The sequence below is a fragment of the Paenibacillus konkukensis genome, assembly GCF_023523925.1.
In the GTDB taxonomy this organism is placed as follows: Bacteria; Bacillota; Bacilli; order Paenibacillales; family NBRC-103111; genus Paenibacillus_S; species Paenibacillus_S doosanensis.
Genome location: NZ_CP027059.1, coordinates 3,354,606 through 3,378,847, shown reverse-complemented (window position 1 = coordinate 3,378,847; position 24,242 = coordinate 3,354,606). Strand labels below are relative to the sequence as shown.

The window sequence follows — 24,242 nt, the reverse complement described above, 5'->3', positions numbered from 1 at the left end:
GGTTTCTTGCAATTCCAAACTTTGCTCTTCCTTAAAATAGGCTATCCGGAACGTAATAAATTTGCTGCGTATCTTTCTTGTTCGTCGGGTCGGTCACGATATTGAAGTACACGTTGCCGTTTTTCGTCTGCACGCCCTCGATTTCGTGGGTTCCGACGTTCGTAATGTTGACAAGGGTTTTATAGGCTCCGGTATTGGACATCATGGCAATCTGCGGAGTATCGCCTTCCGCGCCGCCGGACGTATAGATTTCCGTTTTATCGAGCATATCGACCCCCTGGAACGATCCGTTCGGCCGGACAATAGCGCTGCCCGATTGCGTGAAGCTGGTGATGCAGGCGCTGACTGCGGCCGCGCTGTCCATGCGCACCTGCTCGTTGCTGTCGAGAAGCTGGTTTAACGCTACGGTGTCATAGATGGACCAGGTGACGCCGCCGTCTGCCGTTTGCACGCGGAACACCGTGTAATTGCTGTTGCCGCCGGCATCGACGCGGTACGTGTCGCCCAATCTCGCGCCGGTTTTATCGGCGTAATTCATATAGGTGAACCGATGAAGATCAGTGTAATCGTAGGTTGCGCCCGCTTTATATTCCAGTCTTGCTACCTGGAGCGACCAGTAATACGATGTGGCCGGGTCGGCTTTGGAGCTGAAGTACAAATAGTTTATGCCATTGTACGTATACATATCCAGCGTTTGCCCGTGGCCGGCATTGGTGATGGTCATTTCATCCACATACGTAGCGTTGTTTCCGCTCATCAGCAGCCGGGACAGATAGACCGTTCCCCCGGAACGCTGGGTGACGTAGAGATACGTTGAAGCGATATAAGCTTTTTGCACGGCCAGATTATGCTTAAGTCCCTTCAGATTATAGGCGAGCGTGGCCGAAGCGTTTACGGTTTTCGCGGGGGTTGCCGCAAAGGCGGGCAGGACGGCGACACCGGACATAAGCATGGCGAGCATGACGGATAAAAGCAGTTTGAACGGCCGTTTCATCAATCTCGACGTTGTACTTGGGAACATTAGAATACCTCCTCCAAATGGATAAGTTCATGATCGCTTGACTGCCCCGAACGCTTAACGTCGGTTATGCGGCATGCGAAGGTTCCGTTAATCCGTTAAGCAGACGGAATTCGTTTCTAGCTTTCGCTTCATGGGGCAACAAAGAACATAGGGAAAATGGTTTACGCTGTCGCTGCGGCCTCCTTTCTGCCGGTAACGGACCCGCTAAAAATAAAAAACCGGACGTTATCATTCCCGCAAGGAGAGAATGTAACATCCGGGTTTTCTCATGGACTCTACCCGTTACACAACTGAGTAATCGCTTACAGGGTATATTTTCCACGAATTCCACGAAACCGTCAAGATAAAATTTTGTAAAGGGATTTGACAAAATCGGAGCGGAAGTCTATGCTAAGATTACTTAAACGTTTACGCAACTGAAACGACGTTAGTAAAGAAGGTAATTTACGTTATGAATCCTCCGACAATAAAAGATGTGGCCAAGGCTGCGGACGTTTCCGTCGCCACGGTTTCCCGAGTGCTTCATAACCTCGCGGGCTATTCCGACAAGACCAGGCAGAAGGTGATGCAGGCGGTCGAAGAGCTCGGGTATCAGCCCAATGCGATTGCCAGAGGGCTTGTGAACAAGAGAACCCAGACGATCGGCGTCCTGTTTCCCGACGTATCGAGCAGCTTCTCATCGGATATTCTTCGCGGTATCGAGGAAATCGCCCAAGAGAAGGGGTTCAGCGTCATTGTATGCAACACCGCGGAAGAAGGCAAGCGGACGATGAAGTACTTGCAGGTGCTTCGGGAGAAGCAGGTCGACGGCATCGTGTTCACGAGCGAAGTGCTTAAGGACGAATATTTTCAAGTCATTAAGGAAATGCGGGTTCCCGTCATTCTTGTCAACACCATGTCTCAGAAATATACGATTCCTTATGTTAAGGTCGACGACCGGCAAGCGGCTTATCACGCAACGGACTATCTCATTCAGAAGGGGCACCGGGAGATCGCGATGCTCAGCGGTTCGCTGAAGGATCAGATAGCCGGCTACCCGCGCTTTGAAGGGTACCGTCAGGCATTGGCCGACAATGGAATCGAGTACGACGAATCGCTGGTGGCGATCGGCGAATTCGAGCTGGAGGCGAGCCGGCTGGCGATGCGGCGGCTGCTTGCGGAAGCGCCTTCTTTTACGGCTTTGTTCGCGGCAAGCGACGAGATGGCCATTGGCGCGATGCGTGCCGCTTTCGAGCAGGGGCTGCGCATTCCGGACGATCTCTCGATCATAGGCTACGACGATTTGAAATTCGCCAGAATGGTCTATCCGCCGCTCACGACCATCCATCAGCCTTTGACCATGATGGGCAGAATGGCGTCGGAGAAATTAATCGCACTCATCGAAGAAGGTTCGACGCAAGTGGCGAGCAGCATTGTCAGTCATCATTTGGTAGAACGGCAAACCGTAAAATCCAAGCCTTGAAAAGGGCTTCTTTTTCTCCAAATATAGTAAACGTTTAACTCATGATGGTCATTTTTAACGTAATATAGCAGTTGATCTATGAGAAATCCCCCAGTTTACTTCATAAAGGCGGTGATGCGGAGCAAGATATAGCGGCTTATTCCATTATTTTCTTTGATTAAACGTTTACTAATCTCGAATATTGCGATTTTATTTATAAAAAATGGAGGTCTCCTCAAATGAAAAAAACAGCGACGACTATTGTTTCCAGCGTACTTGCCCTTTCGGTCATTGCAGGCTGCGGAGGCGCAAAGACCAACAACGAAGCTTCTTCCAGTCAGGCCGACGCGGGTAAAGGGGAAAAAGTGAAGCTGGAGTTTTTCCAGAACAAGACGGAAGCGAAGGCATCCTTCGATGAATTGATCAAAAAGTTTAACGATGCGAATCCGAACATTACCGTTACGCAGGTCAATCCGCCGGATGCGGAAACGGTGCTCAAGACGCGCGTAGCCAAAAAGGACGTGCCCGATATTATCGGTCTCGGAGCTACGGATACGTTCGCGCAGCTGTCCAAAAGCGGCTTGTTCGCCGATTTTTCGAACGACGCTCTCGTCTCGAACATTCAGCCTTCCTATGTTAACATGCTGAAAAAGCTGACGGGCACCGACCAGCTGTACGGTATTCCGTTTACGGCCAACGCGAGCGGCGTCATTTACAACAAGACGATGTTTAAAGAACTGGGTCTCACCATTCCGAAAACATGGGATGAATTGATCGCAACCGCGCAAAAGGTTAAGGATGCCGGCAAAACGCCGTTTTATTTGACAATTAAAGATTCCTGGACCGTGATGGTGCCGTTTAACTCCTTGTCGACGGACATCCTGGGCATCGATTTTTATGAGAAACGCGCTCAAGGCGCCGTCAAGTTCGACAGCGCGGAATTCCGCGAAGTGGCCGACAAGCAGCTCAAGCTGCTGGATTTCGGACAGAAAGATATGATGGGTAAAGGCTATAACGACGGCAACACCGCATTCGCCAAAGGCGAATCCGCCATGTATTTGCAGGGCGTATGGGCGATTCCGGAAATTAAGAAAGCGAATCCGAACATCGATCTGGGCGTATTCACGTTACCGGCTACGAACGATCCGGCCAAAAATAAAGTCATTTCCGGCGTCGATACGCTGCTGACGATTTCCAAAAACAGCAAGCATCCCGAAGAAGCCAAGAAATTCATCGAATTTATGCTGAAGCCGGAAAATGTGCAAACTTATATCGATGAGCAAAAAGCGTTCTCCGCTGTAAAAAATGTGAATCAAACCGATGACAGCGTGCAGGATTTGAACGCCTCGTTTGCGAGCGGCGCCATTGAAGATTTCTCCGACCACTACATTCCGGGCGCTGTGAAGGCCGATACGATTATTCAAAGCTATTTGCAGAAAAAAGATGTAGATGCTTACGTGAAGCAATTTGATACCGAGTGGGACAAAGTGGCCAGCCGCAAGTAAGCGCCGCTGCAATTTGCAGATGCAGGGCGCCGCGAGGCGCCCTCTCCCTATGGATTAAAGGAGGATCACCATGGTTTCGAGAAAAGCGGCGTTTTACAGTATGGCTGTGCCGGCGTTGCTGTTGTTTTTCGCCTTCCATACGTTTCCGGCCTTGCAGGGCGTTTATTACGCCTTTACGAATTGGGACGGATACAGCGAAAGCTACGACTTCGTCGGCTTCAAAAACTTCATTGGCCTATTTCAAGACGACAATGTGATCCATTCGTATGCGTTCACATTCAAATACGCTATCGTCGTTACTATACTTATCAATGTGATCAGTTTGCTCATCGCATTGGGGCTTAATTCGCGGATCAGATTCCGCAACTTTTTTCGGGGCGTTTATTTTCTTCCCAACGTGCTCGGCGTTCTGATTGTCGGTTATATTTTCAATTATATTTTTTCCAACGTAATCCCTGTGTGGGGAGAGAAGCTGGGAAGCGAATTTCTGTCAACGAACATTCTCGGCAACGAGCAGTGGGCATGGATCGGAATCGTGATCGTGGCGGTATGGCAGGGGATCGCTTTTAACACGATTCTGTATTTGTCAGGACTGCAGACGATTCCTCAAGATATTTACGAGGCGTCCGACTTGGACGGAGCCGGCAAATGGCAGACGTTTTGGAAAATTACGTTTCCGATGATTTCCTCCTTTTTCACGATCAATATGGTGCTGGCTATGAAAAGCTCTTTGATGGTTTTCGACCAGATCGTCGCTTTGACGGGAGGCGGACCCGGACGCGCTACTCAGTCCATCGCGTTCCTGATATATCAAGGCGGCTTCCAAGGCGGAGAATTTGCTTACCAATCGGCGAACGCCGTGATTTATTTTATCGTTATTGTGGTCATCTCCGTCATACAGCTTAAATTTTTGCAGAAACGGGAGATGGGTGCCTAATGACCAAACAATCCACGAACTGGGTCGTCACAATATTGATCGCACTGGGATCGCTGCTCATTTTGTTCCCTTTATATATGGCTGTCGCCATCGCTCTCAAAAACCCGGAAGAGATGGCCGAATCGGTCTTTTCGCTGCCGACGGGACTGCATTTCGAGAATTTCGCGAATGCCATCGAAGCGACCGACTTTTTCTCGGCGTTCAGGAACAGCTTGGTCATTACGGTATGTTCCGTCGCTTTTATTCTTTTGACCAATTCGCTCGTATCCTATGCGATCGCGCGGAATATGAACAAACCCTTTTTTAAAGGCTTATATTTTTATTTCATCAGCGCGATGTTCATTCCGTTCCAGATTATTATGCTTCCGATCGTCAAGCTGACGACGGCGCTGCATATGAACAACATGCCGGGATTGATCGTGCTGTACATCGTGTACGGACTCGCGTTCAACATTTTTGTCTACGTCGGCTATATCAGAACGATACCGATAGAGCTGGAGGAGGCCGCTACGGTAGACGGCGCTTCGACTTACGGCACCTTCTGGCGCATTATTTTCCCGCTGCTCGCGCCGATTAACGCCACGATCGTCATTTTGAGCTGCTTGTCGACGTGGAACGATTTTATGCTGCCGCTGATTATCCTCGGCAAGCCGGAGTCCTACACGCTTCCGCTGGTGCAGTACGTGTTCCAAGGGCAATTCAGCACCGACTTTAACCTGGCGTTCGCCTCGTACTTGCTGGCGCTCGCTCCGATGGTCATCGTCTACCTGATTGCGCAAAAATGGATTATTAACGGCATTACGCAGGGCGCTGTGAAATAAAAGGGCAGAACAACATTAAGCGGATAGGAGCTTGAAGCATGAACAACATGAATCGAACCTGGTGGAAAGAAAGCGTCGTCTATCAGATCTATCCCCGCAGCTTTCAGGACAGCAACGGGGACGGCGTCGGAGACATTCCCGGCATTATCTCGAGGCTGGATTATTTAAAACAACTCGGAGTGGACGTCATCTGGCTCTCTCCGGTGTATGAATCCCCCAATGACGATAACGGCTACGACATCAGCAATTATCAAAGCATTATGGACGAATTCGGCACGCTGGACGATTGGGAGCAGCTGCTCGCCGGCTTGCACAGCCGCGGCATGAAGCTGATTATGGACCTTGTGGTCAATCACAGCTCCGACGAGCATGTATGGTTCGCCGAGTCCCGCAAGTCCAAGGACAATCCTTATCGGGATTATTATATATGGAGAGACGGGAAAGACGGTCGGGAGCCGAACAATTGGTCGTCCTTTTTCAGCGGACCGGCTTGGGAGCTGGACGAGCGGACGGGACAGTACTTTTTGCATTTATTTTCCAAGAAACAGCCGGATTTGAACTGGGAAAATGAAACCGTACGCCGCGAGGTGTACGATATGATGACCTGGTGGCTCGATAAAGGCATCGACGGGTTCCGGATGGACGTTATCAACCTGATCAGCAAAGTAGAGGGCTTGCCTGACGCAGCGGGAGAGGGCGACTATCAGTTCGGCGGAGAATATTTTATGAACGGCCCGCGCATTCACGAGTTTCTGCAGGAGATGAACCGGGAGGTTCTGTCCAAATACGATATTATGACCGTGGGCGAAACGATCGGCGTGACGCCGGATGAAGCCGTTAAGTACGTGGGCGAGGATCGCGGCGAGCTGAACATGGTGTTCCAGTTCGAGCTGATGGATATCGACTCCGGCCCAGGCGGCAAGTGGAACATTCAGCCGTGGACGCTGCCCGAGTTTAAGCGCATTATGAGCAAATGGCAAAACGAGCTGTACGGCCGGGGCTGGAACAGCCTGTACCTGAACAATCACGACCAGCCGCGCATGGTGTCGCGCTTCGGCAACGACGGGCCGTACCGCAAGGAATCGGCCAAAATGCTGGCTACGCTGCTGCATACCTTGCAGGGGACGCCGTACATTTACCAAGGCGAAGAGCTTGGGATGACGAATGTCCGATTCGATTCCATCGATCAATATCGGGACATTGAGACGCTGAACATGTTCAACGAATATCGGGAAGCCGGGCATAGCGTGGAGAGCATCATGGCTTCCATCTACGGCAAAGGGCGCGATAACGCCCGCACGCCGATGCAGTGGAGCGCGGCCCCGCACGGCGGCTTTACGACCGGAACGCCGTGGCTTACCGTCAATCCGAACTACACGCGGATCAACGCCGAAGAGGCGATGAACGATCCGGATTCCGTGTTTCATTATTACCGCCGTTTGATTGAGCTGCGCAAGCGGCATGATGTGATCGTATACGGCAAATACGAGCTGCTGCTGGAGCAGGACGAGCAGATTTACGCCTATACGCGCACGCTGGGAGACGAGCGCCTGCTCGTCGTGCTGAACTTCCGTGAGACGCCGGTCACCTTCGAGCTTCCGGATTCGGTGCCGAGCGGGTCGGCCGAGCGGCTCATAGGGAATTACGAGCTTCAGGAAGGATGGAATTTGCAGGCTCTTCCGCTGCGCCCTTATGAAGCCCAGGTGTTCAAACTCAACTAATGCCGTTCTCCGTTCTGCTTGCGAGCTTCGGCAGCACTGCAAAGTATCACATTGATGAAAAAGAGTTAAGCCGTATTTTGAAGATAATTCCTGTATTGCAAGAGGCCACTGGAAAGTCCTTGTTATGTAAAGAAAGCATAATTCTTCTCGAATTGGAGGAGGATTGTGCTTTTTTTCTGTATAATAAGGGTACTAAACCGAGTCATAAAAAGCTTATTGGTGGAAAAAGGGAAAGCTAGTGAGTTAATTGATCGGTCGTAGAAAAAATCATTATAAAAGAGGTGCTGTATGAAGGTATATATTCTGGAGGACAAAGATTCATTTTTATCCATTGTTGATGATAGTAAGATTAGATTATTGTATAACGGATTTAATGGTAAACCGATGAAAGAATCGTGGGAGGATATACTCCTAGAAGATATCAAGCCTAACATAAAGAAATATGATATTAGTAAGCTCTCATGTAACCCCATTTTTACAGAAAATGCTGTATCCGCTCTTAATGACTTGATGGTCGGGAAGGTTGAAATTCTGCCATATACTCATAAAACAGAGAAATATTTCGCAATCAATGTTGTTAATGTGTTAAATTGTGTTGACTTCTCCAAAGCTGATTGTCAGAAATATACAGATGGATTCGTTAAGTCAATAACAAAATATGCTTTTTATGAAAATATGATAATGGACGAGACTATATTTAAAATACCAGAGTTTATAGCTACTGAAGTTTTTGTAACAGATCAATTTCGAGATAGAGTACTTGAAGCCAAGCTTACCGGATTTGAATTTATAGAAGTATGGGATTCTTCTAAATCCTCAGAAAAAGAAACAGTTATAGAAGAAATTCAATATCAAGGGGAATCCTATCCCTTTAAAGAGGCCGTGCAACTAGTTATGCAGGGGAAAACCTTGGCAAGCGATAAATGGCTGATGCAGCTAGTAAACGGAGAACTCTACATCAGAAGGACGGAGCGAAATGGGAGTTTTACATGGGTTCAGCCTATTTTTATCCCCCCGGTTTTGCTCGATTTGCAGTGGTACATTGTGGACAAGGTTAACTATCCTGAGAAGTGAAAAGGGTTATGTATAATAAATATGAAATTCATAATTTACTTATATTCAAAGTAGAGGTGTATATGAAAGTTTATATTTTATTAGCGGAAAAATCGAATCTAGTATTTGAAAATGAAGAAGTAATAGAGGCTTTTCTTGATAAATTTAGAGGATTACCAATGAGTAGCGATTGGGAACCGGTTTGGATCGAAGAAGTTTCACAGAATGCCCCAAAATACGACATGAACGAACTATCGTGTAACCCTATTTTTAGCGAAAAAGCAGTCTCGGTTCTTAATCATTTATTAGAAGGGAAAGCTGAAGTGCTTCCGTATCAGCATAAACACGACAAATATTTTGCTATTAATGTTACTAATATGATTGATTGCATTGATTTCTCTAAGGCGGATTTTTCCACGTATACAGGAAGTGATAGTGTAAAAGAAATTAATAAGTATGTTTTTATCGAAAGCCTTATTGCTGATGAATCCATTTTTAAAACCCCTCAACATAGTATGACACGAGTTTTTGTAACAGATCAATTTCGGGATAAAGTACTTGAAGCCAAGCTTACTGGATTTAAATTTAGAGAGGTATGGGATTCTGCTAGATCATCGGAGAAAGAACCGGTCATTGAACAAATTCAATATCATGGTCAATCCTATCCCTTTAAAGAGGCCGTGGAACTAGTTATGCAGGGGAAAACCCTGGCAAGCGATAAATGGCTGATGCAAAGAGAAAACGGAGAACTCCACATCAGGACAAGGGAACTAAATGGGAGTTTTACATGGTTTGAGCCGATCTTTATCCCCCCGGTTTTGCTCGATTTGCAGTGGTACATTGTGGACAAGGTTAACTATCCCGAGAAGTGAAAAGGGTTATGTATAATAAATATGAAATTCATAATTTAGGGCTTGCTGAACGAAACTTTACAGAGCAAATCTAATGTAGCCGATACGATTCAGCATAATGTTGAACATGAAGACGAAAAGAAGCCGCAAGCGGCGCTCTAGGTTCATCACGAGGAACTGCAGGGCGATGACGGCCCCGCTCGTTTGCTCGAGTCGCGCCCGGATTCGATTCAACCCATATTTTCGTTTTCCTTCGCCAAACTTGCCTTCGATCGCATTGCGCTCGCCTGCATCCAGCTTGGCGATTCGTTTCATCTCCGCCGTGTCCGCCTGCTTCGAAGGTCGGCCGAGCGGAGGTCCGCTGAGCCGTACGCCGCGCTCCTTACAGTACGCGCGGTTCTCCCGGTTTCGGTAGATCTGATCGGCCATCACTTCTTTCGGGTACACGCCGAACCGAGCTTTGTACGTCTCTACCGATTCGATCAAGGTGACGCCTTCATTGAAGTTGTCCCATTGGCGGCGTTCCAAGAAGGCGAACCCCTGCACCATGCTGACGGACACCTTCGCCCCGAATTCGACTTTCGCTTTTGCTTTCCCGCGAACGATCGGACGAATATGCGGTTGATGAATGCTGACGATGCGATCTTCCACATGATGGACTCGCTTCGTATACATCAGTCGTTGCTGTCGATACAACTCCTGAATGACAAGCAGCTGCTTGTATTGCCGTCTGCTCAGCGCTGTGAGCGACGTGATCTTCGCTAATTCTTCAATGATGCGAAGGTCGCGTTTGATGAAGGCGAGTTGCTTACCGATTCCACGGCGCAGCGCCCGATAGCCGATTCGGCGCTGCTTGGCGAGTGCGAGATACGAGCGGCGCGCTTTTTCCCGATACGTGCGCGGTTTCGGACGTTGTCCCACATGCGGGGCATGTAACACGTCGATGATTGTCTCCAGCTTGTCGCGGGCCTCGTTCAGTAGCGTGATATCCGTCGGGTACGCGATGTCGGCGGGCGCACAGGTCGCATCAAGCAGCAGCGTTCCTTGGTTAGGGTCCGCCTTCGAGCGTTTGCACTTTCCGCCTCGACCGCCGGAAGCCGAGGGCTTCATGTCGTCGTCATCATCTTGCTGTTCTGCCTTCGCAGCTTCTACAGCGATCCATTCGTTCACTTCCGCGATCACTTTTTCGCCGAGGCGCTTACGGAAATGAGTCATCAGTGAATGATGAAACGGCGGCCGATCCTGATAGCCCGCCAAGCCGAGGAAGTATTGGAGATACGGGTTCTCGATGATCGTCTCGACCGTCTCTCGATCGGACTGTTGCAGTCTTTCCTGGATGATCAAGGCACCCAGCGCCATCCGAACCGAAATCGCCTTTTGGCCGCGGAACGATTTCTTGAATGACATTGCATACTTGTGCTCCACCTGCGCCCACGGGATCATCTGTGCGAGCTTGATCCAGCGATTATCCGGATTTAGACGGCCACCGAATGGCAAGAAAAACTCGCTCGGCAGCAACAACTGGTTTTCCTCATGGGCGTACGGTTGGTACATGATCGTCATCCTCCATGTGCACGGTTTTTCATCGTTTTGAAACGATTTCCTTGCATATGAATTCGACGAAATGCGCATCAAACCCTTGTCGTTACTGGATTTTTTGGTCGTTCAGCAAGCCCTAATTTACTTATATTCAAAGTAGAGGTGTATATGAAAGTTTATATTTTATTAGCGGAAAAATCGAATCTAGTATTTGAAAATGAAGAAGTAATAGAGGCTTTTCTTGATAAATTTAGAGGATTACCAATGAGTAGCGATTGGGAACCGGTTTGGATCGAAGAAGTTTCACAGAATGCCCCAAAATACGACATGAACGAACTGTCGTGTAACCCTATTTTTAGTGAAAAAGCAGTCTCGGTTCTTAATCATTTATTAGAAGGGAAAGCTGAAGTGCTTCCGTATCAGCATAAACACGACAAATATTTTGCTATTAATGTTACTAATATGATTGATTGCATTGATTTCTCTAAGGCGGATTTTTCCACGTATACAGGAAGTGATAGTGTAAAAGAAATTAATAAGTATGTTTTTATCGAAAGCCTTATTGCTGATGAATCCATTTTTAAAACCCCTCAACATAGTATGACACGAGTTTTTGTAACAGATCAATTTCGGGATAAAGTACTTGAAGCCAAGCTTACTGGATTTAAATTTAGAGAGGTATGGGATTCTGCTAGATCATCGGAGAAAGAACCGGTCATTGAACAAATTCAATATCATGGTCAATCCTATCCCTTTAAAGAGGCCGTGCAACTAGTTATGCAGGGGAAAACCCTGGCAAGCGATAAATGGCTGATGCAACGAGAAAACGGAGAACTCCACATCAGGACAAGGGAACTAAATGGGAGTTATACATGGTTTGAGCCGATCTTTATCCCCCCGGTTTTACTCGATTTGCAGTGGTACATTGTGGACAAAGCTAACTATCCCGAGAAGTGAACGTCGGCTTCAGCAGCCATAGCAAGAAGCCCCTGCCTTCAAATGAAGGCGAGGGACTTCTTTTTGCTTCTCCAATCCTCTAGGTCAGATGTCTTGGACCGTCCGGAATGACGAACGATACGACGGTTCCTTCGCCGGGCTTGCTGATCACAGATAAGCCATAGCCGTACAGTTGCATGAGCCGTCGATTCGTGTTGGCGACCCCGATTCCTCCCTTGCCTTTCATGGTCGGCTGCAGCAGCTGCTCCACTATTTCCCGGTCCATGCCTTTGCCGTTATCCTTCACTTCTACGAGCGTAGAACCGGGTTGACGAACGACCCGAATGTGCACCGTGCCGCCTTTGCTGCGGCTGAGAAGGCCGTGCTTGACGGCATTTTCCACCAGCGGCTGAATGGACAGCGGAGGCAGAAACAAGCTGATGCCTTGCTCGACTTCCCATATGACGGACAGTCTGTCCCCGAATCGCTCCTTTTCGATAAACAAATAGGCTTGGGTCAGCTCCAATTCATGCGATAGCTCGACCAGCTCCCCTGTATTTAGAAAGTCGAAGCTGATCCGCAAAAACGATGTAAACGCGTCCCCCAAATTCCGCATCTTCTCCGTGTCGATCTCGCTCAGCGCCATAATCGAGTTCAGCGCGTTGAACAGAAAATGCGGATGGATTTGCGCCTGTAGATATGCGGCTTCGATGCGCAGCCGTTCGTTGATGGACTGCTTCAATGAAATCAACGCCCGGATGCGGTATTTGAGTTCCATCGCGTCCACAGGCTTGGTTACGTAATCGTTCGCTCCCGACGAGAATCCGGTGTAGATGTCGGTAGGCTGGCTGCGAGCGGTCAAGAGCAGCACCGGAAGCTCCGATACGGAGTACTGTTCGCGTACTCTTTGGGTCAGCTCGTAGCCGGACATCTGCGGCATCATCACATCGGCAATGAGCAGATCCCACGGCTGCGCGCCGAGCAGCTCCAGCGCTTCCCGGGCCGAATGAGCCGTCGTAATCGCGTACGGCTCCGTCGACAAAATGCCGGCGAGCACATTCAGATTCACCGGATCGTCATCGACGGCAAGAATGTGCATCTTCCCTTCGTGCAGCAGCGGCGGGATCGCGGCGGAGGCGGCCGTCTCGGCGATTGCCGCGTCCGCCCCCGCGAAGTCGGCGAGCTCGATTTCCATCACGTCCGAGCCGGAGGGACGATGAGCATCATCCTGCGGCAGCGGCAATTTCGACGCCTCGGCGAGCGGCAGATTGAAGCTGAACACGGAGCCTTTGCCGGGCTCGGAGCGGACGGTCAGCTCGCCTCCGTGCAGATTGACCAGCTGCTTGCATATGCTTAAGCCGAGACCGATCCCCCGTCCGTCGCTGATGCCGTGAGAGCCTTGCTCATAAGGCAGGAACACCTTTGCCTGCGTTTCCTCGTCCATGCCGACGCCGGTATCGGAGACGCGGATGACGGCAAATCCGCCGCTCGTTTCGGCAGAGACGCGAACGGTTCCCTCCTCGGTGTACTTGAGGGCATTATGCAGCAGATTGTACAAAATTTGCACGAGCCGCTTCTCGTCCGCCATAACCCGAGGCAACGATTCCGCGACGTCCGCGCTCAACTTAATAGGCTTGCCCTCGATCATATATTTGAGCATGCCGATCACGCCGGGAACGACCGCTTGAATGTGCAGCGGTTCTTGCTTCAGCACGATGCGGCGCTCCTTCAGGCGGGCGACGTCCAGCAGATCGCCGAGCATATTCGACATGCGCCTGCTGATCGTAATGAGCAGCTCCATCTCTTTAAGGCTTTTCTCGTTAAGGGTCTCTTTCTCTTTGGTGACGACGGTTTGAGCGATATTCATAATGCCGTGCAGCGGCGTTCGCAGCTCATGGGAAGTATTGGCGAGAAACTGGTCTTTCAGCTTATCGGCCTCCATCAGCTGCCGGTTCAGTTTGGCGATTTCTACGGCGTTGCGGAAATATTTTTTGAACCAATAGGTAGAGAAACCGATGATAGCTACGATAATATCGATCGGATAGTAGACGGTGGTAACGTCTTTAGCCGCTTCGGCCAGGCTCCACAGCAGATTCGAAATAATTCCCGCGGCGCTCAGCAGCAGGAAGACGACATCTTTGTCGGTTTGCTTCTTGAAGATCATCGTCCCGACGATATACAGAAACCAGACGAACGGGAACATATAAAAGGCGGCGAACGCATAATAATCGTAAAATCCGTTCGCCCAGGAAGCCGGCGCGGCCGCCAGGAACGCCGTCAGAGCGACGAGCGCCGCGGTATACGCCCGCAGCCATACGTTGCGCGACGGGGCCGAAGCGAATCTTCGGAATACGAGAAGAATAAACAGATTTTGCCATAGAAGCGAGATGAATCTGATTTTCAGACTCCATGCGTAACTGAGATGCAGCCATAGCGTCAGCAAATTATCGTGACCGGCCACAACGGCAATGCCGACCGATAGCGTCAGCAGACTCGTGATAAGCAGCGCCCGTTCACGGGGATAGAACAAGTAAAGGGTGTAGGAATATAAACCGTGCAGCAGCAAAATAATGAGCGCAATCATTTGAAAGCCGATCGAATACCAGCGTACGAAATCGATCGAGGCTTGAGAGCCGAAGCGGATCGTGCGCGTAAGTCCTCCGCGATAAGGCTCGTCGAAATTGGCCGCCCGTATAAGCACCTCGATCTCTGTCGCGCCTTCCGCCATATAGGAGGCGGTATAAGAGACGTTCTTGGGCGTATATTCGGCGGCATTGGCGGCAAGCTTGCCGATGTAGGCCGTTAAAACTCCGTTGATTTCCACCTCCGACGAAGCTTGAATGCCCTGCAGCCACAAAGCGACCGGCTGCTTGAGCGGATCGATCAATATGCGCATCCGGTACGTTCCGTATCCGTACGAGGAGCCGGATTCCGGATGAAGCACATGGCCCCAGTCTCCGGGCACTTGGATGCGGCGCAGCGGGGATGATTCCACCGGCTCGTCCTGCCGGGTGACGAACGCCCCCGGATAAAACTGCCATTCGCCGTCCAACGCGAACGAGGGTGACCGTTCCAAGTCCAAACCGCGCAGGTCGAGCACGCCGTCGACGGGACTGGGATGATTGGCCGTATAAAAAGCCCCCGACCAAGCCAAACGCAGACCGACAAGAACGCTAAAAAATATAATCATCAATGTCGCATATTTGAGAGCGGTACTGTTTATTATTCGCATCATACCGAAAACATTCGACGTGTACGGCGGGATTCCTTTTCAAGGGACGGACAGCTGTGTCAAAAAAATACGTATTTCGACAAAATTCATAAGTTTATTCAAGTCATCGGCGGTTAATGGTATACTTAGCTTGAATCTTGCTTGTTAATAAGTTTGCAAGGAGAATCGTTTGCATGACCAAAACATGGGGCGCCACCGCAGTTGCTATCCTCGCTGTCGCCGTCTTATTCGGATGCTTCTATCGGCTGTTGATCGGCGATACGGAGCTGCCGCACCGTTTGGGAGCCGACGGCTTTCCGGTCCATGAACGCACAATCAAAGTAATGTTTTCCGAGACGGATAATCAGAAAATAAGGGCGAACACGCCGATTCAGCAGGAAATCGCCAAGCGGACGGGGTTCCGGCTGATGTACACGGCGGTGCCGACCAGCAATTATAACGATAAGAAGAAGACGCTGCTGGCTACGCAGAACGCGCCTGATATTATGCAGATCGATAAGCAGGACGTGAACGAATTTTCCTCGGCGGGCGCGTTTTTGCCGTTAATGGATTATATGAACCGGGGGCTAATGCCCAACCTCAAGAAGCTGTGGGACGAGAATCCCGATCTGATCCGCTTGACCGTCGACGGCGAGCTGTACGGTTTCCCGGCCATCGTGCGCGACGAGGCGAAGAACGGCTTCGGACCGGTCATCCGGATGGATCTGCTGCAGAAGCATCATCTGCCGGTTCCGCGTTCGTTCGACGAGCTGCTTGATGTGCTGAAGCGATTGAAGGAGCTGTATCCCGAGTCGGCGCCGTGGTCCGTCCGCAAAGGAACGTCGCAGCTATTGGCGGCTTCCTCATACATGCTGGGAAGCGGTTATAACGTCGGCAACGGAATCTATTTCGATAAAGATAAGGACGGCGGCCGGTATGTGTACGGTCCGGCGTCGCCGCAGTTTAAGAACGTGCTGACTTTTCTGAATAAAGCGTATACATCGGGTGTGCTGGACCCGGATTATGCGGTTTTGACCCAGCAGCAGTGGACGGAGAAGCTGACCGGCGGCGAATCGTTCTTTTTCCTCGATAACAGCGGCTTCGGCCTGAATTTTACCAGAGCTTTGCGTACGGCCCATCCCGAAGCATTTTTTCAAGTGATGCCGATTCCCGAATATGCCGAAGGGAAAGCAAGAGCGCAGTTTTATATGAATACGTTTTCCGGCAAAATGTTTGCCGTCAGCTCCAAGGTGCAGGACCCTGAGTCGGTCGTAAAGCTGCTGGACTGGATGTATTCGGAGGAAGCGTTCCGGCTGATGAATTTCGGGATCGAAGGCGTGCACTATACTTTGGATGGCAACGGCCGGCCCGTTTACAAGAAAGATTTCGTCGAGACGTTCATCCACGCCCAGCCGACGCCGTATTATGCGCTCTATTCGGAACTGGGCTGCTGCCAGCTCAGCTTCACGCCTTATTATTCCAACACGTTGTCCCAGTTTCAGATCGAAAAGATGACGGGCACCTGGGATAAGCTCAACGAAGAGTATTGGAGTCTGATCGCCTCCGATCCGGCCTACCGTCCCTCTGTGATGGAGCCGCCGCTGACCAAGCGGGAAGCTGCCAGAGCCAAGGACATCCATTCGACGCTCAACGATATGCTGGACGAGCAATTCGACAAATTTATTATGGGGCTTAAGCCTATAGAAGGGTACGATCAAGTGATACGGCAAGCCCGCGAGCTGGGAGCGTCCGAATTGGAGGATATATACAACCGGGCGGCGGCCCGTTTGAATTCTGATAAAGAATCGGTCCGATGAAGGGAGGGGGACGGGAGTTGCGCTGGAACAGCTTCTTCCGCAATAGAGAGAACCGGCTGTATTTCAAAATATTATTTTATTTTCTCACACTGTTGATTCCGATCGTCATTATCGGGCTGTCCACGTATATGTACTCGCTCTATATAATGAAGAAAGATTTTAACGACCGGATCAAAACGAATCTGCAAAACGCCGCTCAGACGATCGACGCCAAAATGGGCTCGCTGCAAGAAATCAGCTTTAATTTTTTCAGCGATTACACCGTGCGGATGCTGTTAATGCCCGAGGAGCAGCAAAGCTTGGAAGTGAGGACGGAAATATGGCGTCTGCCAAAAATTATTCAGCGCAATGAAAACATTGTCAGCGACTTCACCGACCGGATGTTTGTGTACATCGATACATCGAACGTTTATGTCAGCGCGGGCGTGAACCGATTCGATTCTTTTTTTGGCACGATGTACAAATACGATCAATACGACGCCGATTACTGGGCGCAGAAGCTAAATTCGGACAAGTACATCGAGCTGCTGCCCGCAGCCTCCGTCAAGCGCGAAGGAATTTACGACAAGCAGGTCGTGCCCGTCGTCATCCGCGACCGGCTGCAAAGCTATAATGCCGTGATGGTCATCAACGTGGCGGTAGACGCGATTGAGAAAGCGCTCAAAGGCAACGCCGTCTTCGAATCGACCCGCTATGTGATTACGGACGGCAGCGGCAAGGCGCTGTTCGATCCGAACGGCTATATGGCGGACCCGCTATTCGCGGAAGCCGCTGCGGACCGTCAGGGCGATCAGGCGTTAAAGGGAGAAATGGACATCGCGGGGGAGCGTTATGAGGTGTCTCACGCCAAATCGGCGCTGTACGGCTGGGACTATTACTCGTTTACGCCGATCAGCGAATTTCACCGCCATACTTCAAGCATTCTTCTGATGACCTTGCTCTTATGCCTGGTGTTAGTCTTGATGGGCATCGTATTCTCCTTTGTGTTCAGCTCGCGAATTTATAATCCGATACGCAATATTCGCAATATTATCCTGGACAAAAGCGATTTATGGAGCCATGAAGGCCACGCGCCGGCGCAGCAGGTTAACGATTTTGAACAAATCCAACAGAGCCTTCGTTCGTTAACCGATTATCATCGGCAGTATAAAAGGAAATACGATCAGCATACGAGCGAATATGTCGAGTCATCCTTTTTATTTTTGCTGAAGGGACATACCTTGAATCAAGAGGAAATATTGCAGGAGACGCTGCAGGCGGAATTCGGCCTCGACAGAGCCGGGTATGTCTGCTGCGGAGTGTCCTTCGACTTTAAGGAGCCGTTCTACCAGGACATTCAGGATACGGACCGGATGCTGGTGATGAACGGGATTAAGAAAATCATTTGGACGCTGCTCGGGGAAATTGCGCCGTCGTACGTCATCGAGTACCGGCAAAATTTGTTCGTGGCGATCATCAACGTCGAGAATCGGGAACAGGCGGCGGCTTTGCATCCCACGTTCCAAAAGCTGATGAGCCTGTTTCAATACGACATTCATATGTACTACGACATGACCGTCGGCATCGGTACGTTCTATTCCGGTATTAACGAGATCGGAGCCTCGTATAACGAAGCGATGACGGCGATCGGCAAGCGCAGCGGCAAAGACCGGTTCCAGATCGTCGATTCCGAACAGCTCCAGATTGAAAACCGGTTCATGTACTCGCTGTTCGACGAGCAAAAAATATGGAATCATTTGAAGCTGGGCCATAAGGACGCCCTTCGCGATATTATCGACCAGATTGTGACGGCGAATGTGCAGGGCAGCATCTCGTACGAATATTTGGGGCTGTTGTTTCAGGAAATGTACACGACCGGCGCGCGGTTTCTTGTGGAGCGGGGAATGGATGTCCATTCCATCGCCGCGGACGAGAAGTTAAGCCGCCTGCTGGAGGGCGAGCGCAGCGTATCGTTCTCCGAGTATAGGGACATGCAGGAGGCGATTTACGCCTATTACGTGCAGATCATCGATGCGACGCGAACGGGCGGCGACGGCAAATCCGGCAGCCTCGTCTCCTTGATCGAAAAGTATATCGAGGACAATTACCGGCAGGATCTCGGCCTGGAACAAATCGCCGGAGAAATGGGCGTCTCGCTCAAATACGTATCCCGCGTGTTCAAAGAAAAGACGGGCGTCAATCTGACCGATTACATTAACCAGGTTCGCATGGATAAAGCGAAGAAGCTGCTGACCGAGACGGATATGCGGGTAAGCGATATCGCCGAGCAGATCGGCATTCCGAGCCGGACGACGTTTCTGCGGGTATTCAAAAAAATGGAAGGAATCGCGCCTAACGATTATCGTTCCCTGCACCGGAAATGAGGGCGCATCCGAATCAAGCTTGTTCATAACAGTTCAATAGAAGCCATAGACCCGCCTTGGTCTATGGCTTTTTGGCTATCTTATTTGGATTGGAAGGCAAGACTTTATGCGGCCGGGGAAAGACATGCGGCACGGCTTCGGCGGCGGATTGCCGGGGCTTCGCTCCCGTTTCTGGCGGCCCAAGGGGGAAAAATGGACACCGGTAGAAAGTTGAATCAAGCCCGCCGGAGTGCGAAAAGTGCATCGTCGGGTCGGGTATCGGTTCTTTTCAGACGGCGGCGGCGGTTTCTATAATAAGCTCACCGGGCGATGACCGGCTAGGGAACGTCCGAATCAGAAAGCATCCTGAAGCAACCTGTGCATACGGGAGAGGGATATGCGTTAAACCGGGAGGGGATTATGATTCATAGTCAAGAGACCAAACAGGCGGCCGCGTTCAGCTCGGCGAGAATACGCCACCCTGTCATCCAGGGGATGGCGAGGAGCAAATATTTGTACGCGATCTTTTTTATTCCGTTCTGCTATTATGTCATCTTTCATTATTGGCCGATGTACGGAATCATCATTGCGTTCAAAGATTACAACATCGTCAAGGGCATCTCGGGGAGCCCGTGGGTCGGGTTTCATCATTTCGAGAAATTTTTGAAAGACCCGTATTTCTGGAAGCTGATCCGCAACACGCTGCTGATTAACATTTATGAATTGATATGGGCGTTTCCGGCGCCGATCGTGCTTGCGCTCATGCTCAACGAGCTGAAAAATCAGGCGTTCAAACGGATCGTGCAAAGCATCAGCTATTTGCCGCATTTTATTTCGACTGTCGTCGTCTGCGGGATGATCGCGAACTTCTTGTCCTCGGACGGGCTGATCAATCAGGTTATTCAATGGCTGGGATTTGAACCCGTTAAATTTCTGATGCTGCCCGAGTGGTTCCGTACGATTTTCGTTGCCTCCGGCATATGGCAGAGCGTCGGCTGGGGCTCGATCATTTATTTGGCTGCACTGACCGGGGTCGACGTGGAGCTGTACGACGCCGCCAAGATCGACGGAGCGAACCGTTGGCATCAGCTGCTGAGCATTACGCTGCCGAGCATCGCGCCGACGATCTCCATTATGATGATTTTGAACTTGGGCAGGCTGATGTCGGTCGGATTCGAGAAAATCATTTTGCTTTACAACGGATCGACGTATGAAACCGCGGATGTTATTTCCACATTCGTTTATCGCAGGGGATTGCTCGGAAGCGATTTCAGCTACGCCACGGCGGTCGAGCTGTTTCAAGCGATCGTAGGCTTAGTGCTGCTGTATACCGCGAACAAAGCGTCCAAAAAAATAAGCCAAACCAGTTTGTGGTAGGGAGGGACAGAGAAGATGAACCGACAAGCAACGCTCGCATCCCGGCTGCTGGACGGCGTCATTATCGTACTGCTGCTGGCGCTCGTGTTCGTTACCTTATATCCGATTTACTATATTTTCATCGTCTCCATCAGCGACGGAAGCGCCGTGAACCGGGGCGACGTCAAGTGGATTCCGCATGACGTGACGATCGAAGCCTACAAAATTATTTTCAAAAACAAAGACATCTGGCATGCCTACGGAAATACGCTGCGTTACACGGTCATCGGTACGGCCATTAACGTCGTCTTCTCGGCGATGTGCGCCTTTGCGCTGTCGCGCAAGGATATGTACGGACGCAATGCGTTTATCTTTATGATCGCGTTTACGATGTTTTTAAGTGGGGGCATGATCCCTACGTATCTGGTCATTCAGAAGCTGGGGCTGATCGATACGATGTGGGCTATCGTTTTACCGCCCGCCATCAACACGTTCAATATGATCATTATGAAAACCTTCTTCGAAGGGATTCCCGTATCGCTGCAGGAATCGGCTTTTCTGGACGGGGCGAACGATATTCAGATTCTGCTTCGGATCATTCTCCCGTTATCGATGCCGATTATGGCGACGATGGTGCTGTTTTATGCGGTCCATCATTGGAACAGCTTCTTCCCGTCGCTGCTGTACTTGAACAGCAAGGATATGTACCCGGTGCAGGTGCTGCTGAGGAATATCGTCATTGCCGGCGAATTCGCCGACCAGCAGGGGGATATCGGCAGCGCGGGTTCCAGCTTCCGGGTCGTGGCCGCCAACTATAAATACGCGGTCATCATCATTACGATCATTCCGATTCTTGCGGTGTACCCTTACCTGCAAAAGTATTTTGCCAAAGGGGTTATGATAGGCGCCTTAAAAGGCTGAGCAAGAAGACTAGAAGCTAAGAAAAACAAAGCTAATCATTCCAGGGAGGTAGTAAGTATGGCAAAAAGATGGTCTCGCATGGCGGCGGTTTCCTTGACGGGGATTGCGCTGACACTCGGCATGGCGGCATGCTCGGGAGGCAAGGAGGCGGCCCCGGCCGACACGGGCGGCAGTCAGGCGGCGGCAGGCGCGAAAATTGCGGATAAAGAGCGCACCGTGAAGGTCGTATTTCCCGAAAACGCCAATCAGCCGGTGAAAAATAATTCTCCGATTCAGCAGGAAATTTTCAAACGGACGAATGTGAAGCTCGACTTTGAAACGGTGCCGAGCAGCAATTACAACGACAAGAAGAAGACGCTGATCGCGACAAACAATTTGCCCGACATTATCCAGGTGGAAAAAACCGATTTGAACGACTTCGGCTCAACGGGCGTGTTCCTGCCTTTGATGGACTATATGAACAAAGGGCTGATGCCGAACTTCAAGAAGATATGGGACGCCAATCCCGACATGGTCAAGCTGACGGTGGACGGGGAGTTATACGGCTTCCCGGCGGTAGCCCGCAATGAGCTGAAGAACGGCTTCGGCCCGGTCATCCGCGAGGATTTGCTGAAGAAGCATCAGCTGGAGCAGCCGAAAACTTTCGACGAGCTGCTTACCGTGTTGGCCAAGCTGAAGGAGCTGTACCCGGACTCCAAGCCATGGACGGTGCGCAACGGCACGCCGCAGCTGCTGGTGACGACCGCCTATATGCTGGGCAGCGGAGTCAACGGCACCAAAGGCAACGGCATGTACTACGATAAGGATATCGACGGTGGCAAATATGTCTACGGTCCCGCCACTCCGGCGTTTAAAAACGTGCTGTCCTATTTTAACAAAGCATATAAACTGGGCGTTCTTGATCCCGACTACGCCGTGACCACGCAGCAGCAGTGGACAGAGAAGCTGACCAGCGGGAAATCGTTCTTCTTCCTGGATAATAGCGGATTTTCCTTAAACTACACCCGCGATCTGCGCAAAACGCAGCCGGAAGGACAATTCCAGGTGCTGCCCATTCCGGAATATGCTCCTGGCAAAGCGCGCGCCAACTTCTATGCTACGGTATTCGGCGGCAAGACGTTCGCGATAAGCGCGAAGGCGAAAAATCCCGAGCAGCTGGTGAAGCTGCTGGATTGGATGTATTCGGAGGAAGGCTCCAATCTGATGAACTTCGGTATTGAAGGGGTGCATTACGCCCTGGACGATAAAGGCGAGCCGAAGTATAAGGAAGATTACGTAGCCAAATTCAAAGACGCTACGCCGACGCCGTACTATGCCTTGTATTCCGATCTAGGCTGCTGCCAGCTGAGCTTTACGCCTCATTATACGAACACGATGAGTCAGAACCAGATTGAGAAAATGACGGGCAACTGGGATGCGATTAACGATGAATATTGGGGCATTATCGCTAAAGATAAAGCATATAACGAACCTGTAATGGACCCGCCGCTGAGCAAAGAGGAAGCTTCCCGCGTCAAGGAGCTGAATGTTACCATTAATACGATGCTCGATCAGGAGTACGATAAATTTATTATGGGCGTGAAGAAGATCGACGAATATGACGCCGTGATCCAGAAAGCGCGCGACATGGGGGCCGGCGAGCTGGAAAAAATCTATAACGACGCATTGGCCCGAATGAAAAAGTAATGCGTCACGAACAAGGAGCGGAATGCAGATGAAGATCAAGCAGTATACGAAACAATTTTTATTCGAGGAGGAGCGCCCGTTTGCCAGCTGCCACGCCTCGACGGTGATCGCTTTCCCGAACGGGGAATTGCTCGCCGCTTATTTTGCAGGCTCCAAGGAAGGCAATCCGGATGTAGGCATCTGGTGCTCCAAACGGACGAACGGCTCCTGGTCGGCGCCTTATCTTGTCGCCGACGAGCCTGATCTCGTCCACTGGAATCCCGTCCTGTTCCGCAAGGACGACGGGCAAATCGTTCTCCATTATAAGGTGGGACATCCGATTCCCGAATGGTATACGCGGGTTACCGTATCCGATGACGACGGCTTGACCTGGAGCCGCCCCGTCGATCTGGTGCCCGGCGATATCGGGGGAAGAGGGCCGGTAAAAAATAAGCTGATTCAGCTGCAGGACGGCACATGGGTTGCGCCGGCGTCGCTGGAAGGGACGTATTGGGACGCTTTCGCCGATATTTCGACCGATCAAGGGCTTACCTGGACGGCCAGCGCCAAGGTGCCGGTCCGCCATGAAGGTCAGGCCGAGGGCGAATACCCGGAAGGAGCGGAGCCGATCCGGGGCAAGGGCATTATCCAGCCGACGGTGTGGGAATCCGCGCCGGGGCGGGTGCATATGCTGACCCGCAGCACGGCGGGATTCATCTACCGGAGCGACTCCGGCGACTCGGGCCGCACCTGGTCGCCCGCTTACCGGACCTATTTGCCGAACAATAACAGCGGCATCGATCTGGCGAGAATGGACAACGGAGCGCTTGTGTTGGCTTATAACCCGATCGGCATGTACCGGGGGCCGCGCACTCCGCTTATGCTGAGCATCTCCGCCGATAACGGGGAGACATGGGAGCAGCTCAAAGTGCTGGAGGGCGAGTATACGTCATATACGGTGCCGATCGAATACGGCGAGTTTTCTTATCCCGCCGTCATCGCGCAGGGGAATTTCGTCCATGTGACCTATACCTGGAAGCGGGAGCGTATTGTGTGCTGGAGTCTGGAGCTGGAGTTTGAAGAAAGCTGACGGGGGTGGCACACA

At 50.9% G+C, this 24,242-nt stretch carries 17 protein-coding genes; 14 read left to right on the top strand and 3 right to left on the bottom strand.

Annotated elements, in window-relative coordinates; all coding sequences use genetic code 11:
- Positions 1-31: 31 nt before the first annotated feature.
- Positions 32-961: a phage baseplate protein gene (locus SK3146_RS14465; protein WP_434006901.1), complete on the bottom strand. Its 930-nt coding sequence runs from the start codon at positions 959-961 to the stop codon at positions 32-34.
- A 511-nt stretch (positions 962-1,472) separates the two neighbouring features.
- Between SK3146_RS14465 and SK3146_RS14460 the strand changes: the two genes are divergently transcribed.
- The 7 genes from SK3146_RS14460 to SK3146_RS14430 all read left to right on the top strand — a co-directional run bounded on the left by SK3146_RS14460 (position 1,473) and on the right by SK3146_RS14430 (position 9,371).
- Positions 1,473-2,483, top strand: a complete 1,011-nt coding sequence (locus SK3146_RS14460; protein ID WP_249865687.1) for a LacI family DNA-binding transcriptional regulator — start codon at positions 1,473-1,475, stop codon at positions 2,481-2,483.
- Positions 2,484-2,701: 218 nt separating this feature from the next.
- Positions 2,702-3,967 carry an ABC transporter substrate-binding protein gene (locus SK3146_RS14455; protein ID WP_249865686.1) on the top strand — a complete coding sequence of 422 codons (1,266 nt, stop codon included), beginning with the start codon at positions 2,702-2,704 and terminating at the stop codon, positions 3,965-3,967.
- Between the two features lie 70 nt (positions 3,968-4,037).
- Positions 4,038-4,904 carry a carbohydrate ABC transporter permease gene (locus SK3146_RS14450; protein WP_249865685.1) on the top strand — a complete coding sequence of 289 codons (867 nt, stop codon included), beginning with the start codon at positions 4,038-4,040 and terminating at the stop codon, positions 4,902-4,904.
- Positions 4,904-5,725 carry a carbohydrate ABC transporter permease gene (locus SK3146_RS14445; RefSeq protein WP_249865684.1) on the top strand — a complete coding sequence of 274 codons (822 nt, stop codon included), beginning with the start codon at positions 4,904-4,906 and terminating at the stop codon, positions 5,723-5,725. The genes SK3146_RS14450 and SK3146_RS14445 overlap by 1 nt, the downstream gene beginning before the upstream one ends.
- A 47-nt stretch (positions 5,726-5,772) precedes the next feature.
- The gene (locus SK3146_RS14440) at positions 5,773-7,446 is read left to right on the top strand and encodes a glycoside hydrolase family 13 protein (RefSeq protein ID WP_249866299.1); all 1,674 of its coding nucleotides are present in this window, start codon (positions 5,773-5,775) and stop codon (positions 7,444-7,446) included.
- A 288-nt stretch (positions 7,447-7,734) separates the two neighbouring features.
- On the top strand, positions 7,735-8,520 hold the full coding sequence (locus SK3146_RS14435) for an imm11 family protein (protein ID WP_249865683.1): 786 nt from the start codon (positions 7,735-7,737) through the stop codon (positions 8,518-8,520).
- Positions 8,521-8,582: 62 nt separating this feature from the next.
- Complete coding sequence (locus tag SK3146_RS14430; protein ID WP_249865682.1) at positions 8,583-9,371, top strand: imm11 family protein; 789 nt, start codon at positions 8,583-8,585, stop codon at positions 9,369-9,371.
- A 57-nt stretch (positions 9,372-9,428) separates the two neighbouring features.
- On the opposite strand, the gene SK3146_RS14425 is transcribed toward SK3146_RS14430, so the two are convergent.
- Positions 9,429-10,904, bottom strand: a complete 1,476-nt coding sequence (locus SK3146_RS14425; protein ID WP_249862892.1) for an IS5 family transposase — start codon at positions 10,902-10,904, stop codon at positions 9,429-9,431.
- 153 nt (positions 10,905-11,057) lie between these two features.
- Here SK3146_RS14425 and SK3146_RS14420 point away from each other — a divergent pair, with 153 nt between their 5' ends.
- Positions 11,058-11,846 carry an imm11 family protein gene (locus SK3146_RS14420; RefSeq protein WP_249865681.1) on the top strand — a complete coding sequence of 263 codons (789 nt, stop codon included), beginning with the start codon at positions 11,058-11,060 and terminating at the stop codon, positions 11,844-11,846.
- Between the two features lie 79 nt (positions 11,847-11,925).
- On the opposite strand, the gene SK3146_RS14415 is transcribed toward SK3146_RS14420, so the two are convergent.
- Positions 11,926-15,060, bottom strand: coding sequence for a hybrid sensor histidine kinase/response regulator (locus SK3146_RS14415; RefSeq protein ID WP_249865680.1), 3,135 nt, complete (start codon positions 15,058-15,060; stop codon positions 11,926-11,928).
- Positions 15,061-15,230: 170 nt separating this feature from the next.
- On the opposite strand from SK3146_RS14415, the gene SK3146_RS14410 reads away from it, so the two are divergent.
- The 6 genes from SK3146_RS14410 to SK3146_RS14385 all read left to right on the top strand — a co-directional run bounded on the left by SK3146_RS14410 (position 15,231) and on the right by SK3146_RS14385 (position 24,227).
- Positions 15,231-16,853 (top strand): extracellular solute-binding protein, encoded by a 1,623-nt coding sequence (locus SK3146_RS14410; RefSeq protein ID WP_249865679.1) that lies wholly within the window; start codon positions 15,231-15,233, stop codon positions 16,851-16,853.
- Positions 16,854-16,870: 17 nt separating this feature from the next.
- The gene (locus SK3146_RS14405; protein WP_249865678.1) at positions 16,871-19,216 is read left to right on the top strand and encodes a helix-turn-helix domain-containing protein; all 2,346 of its coding nucleotides are present in this window, start codon (positions 16,871-16,873) and stop codon (positions 19,214-19,216) included.
- A 399-nt stretch (positions 19,217-19,615) separates the two neighbouring features.
- Positions 19,616-20,572, top strand: a complete 957-nt coding sequence (locus tag SK3146_RS14400; protein ID WP_249865677.1) for an ABC transporter permease — start codon at positions 19,616-19,618, stop codon at positions 20,570-20,572.
- 15 nt (positions 20,573-20,587) lie between these two features.
- Positions 20,588-21,472 (top strand): carbohydrate ABC transporter permease, encoded by an 885-nt coding sequence (locus SK3146_RS14395; protein ID WP_249865676.1) that lies wholly within the window; start codon positions 20,588-20,590, stop codon positions 21,470-21,472.
- A 57-nt stretch (positions 21,473-21,529) separates the two neighbouring features.
- A complete protein-coding gene (locus SK3146_RS14390; RefSeq protein ID WP_249865675.1) occupies positions 21,530-23,158 on the top strand; it encodes an extracellular solute-binding protein in 1,629 nt (542 codons plus the stop codon).
- A gap of 28 nt (positions 23,159-23,186) precedes the next feature.
- On the top strand, positions 23,187-24,227 hold the full coding sequence (locus SK3146_RS14385; RefSeq protein WP_249865674.1) for a sialidase family protein: 1,041 nt from the start codon (positions 23,187-23,189) through the stop codon (positions 24,225-24,227).
- Positions 24,228-24,242 lie beyond the last annotated feature (15 nt).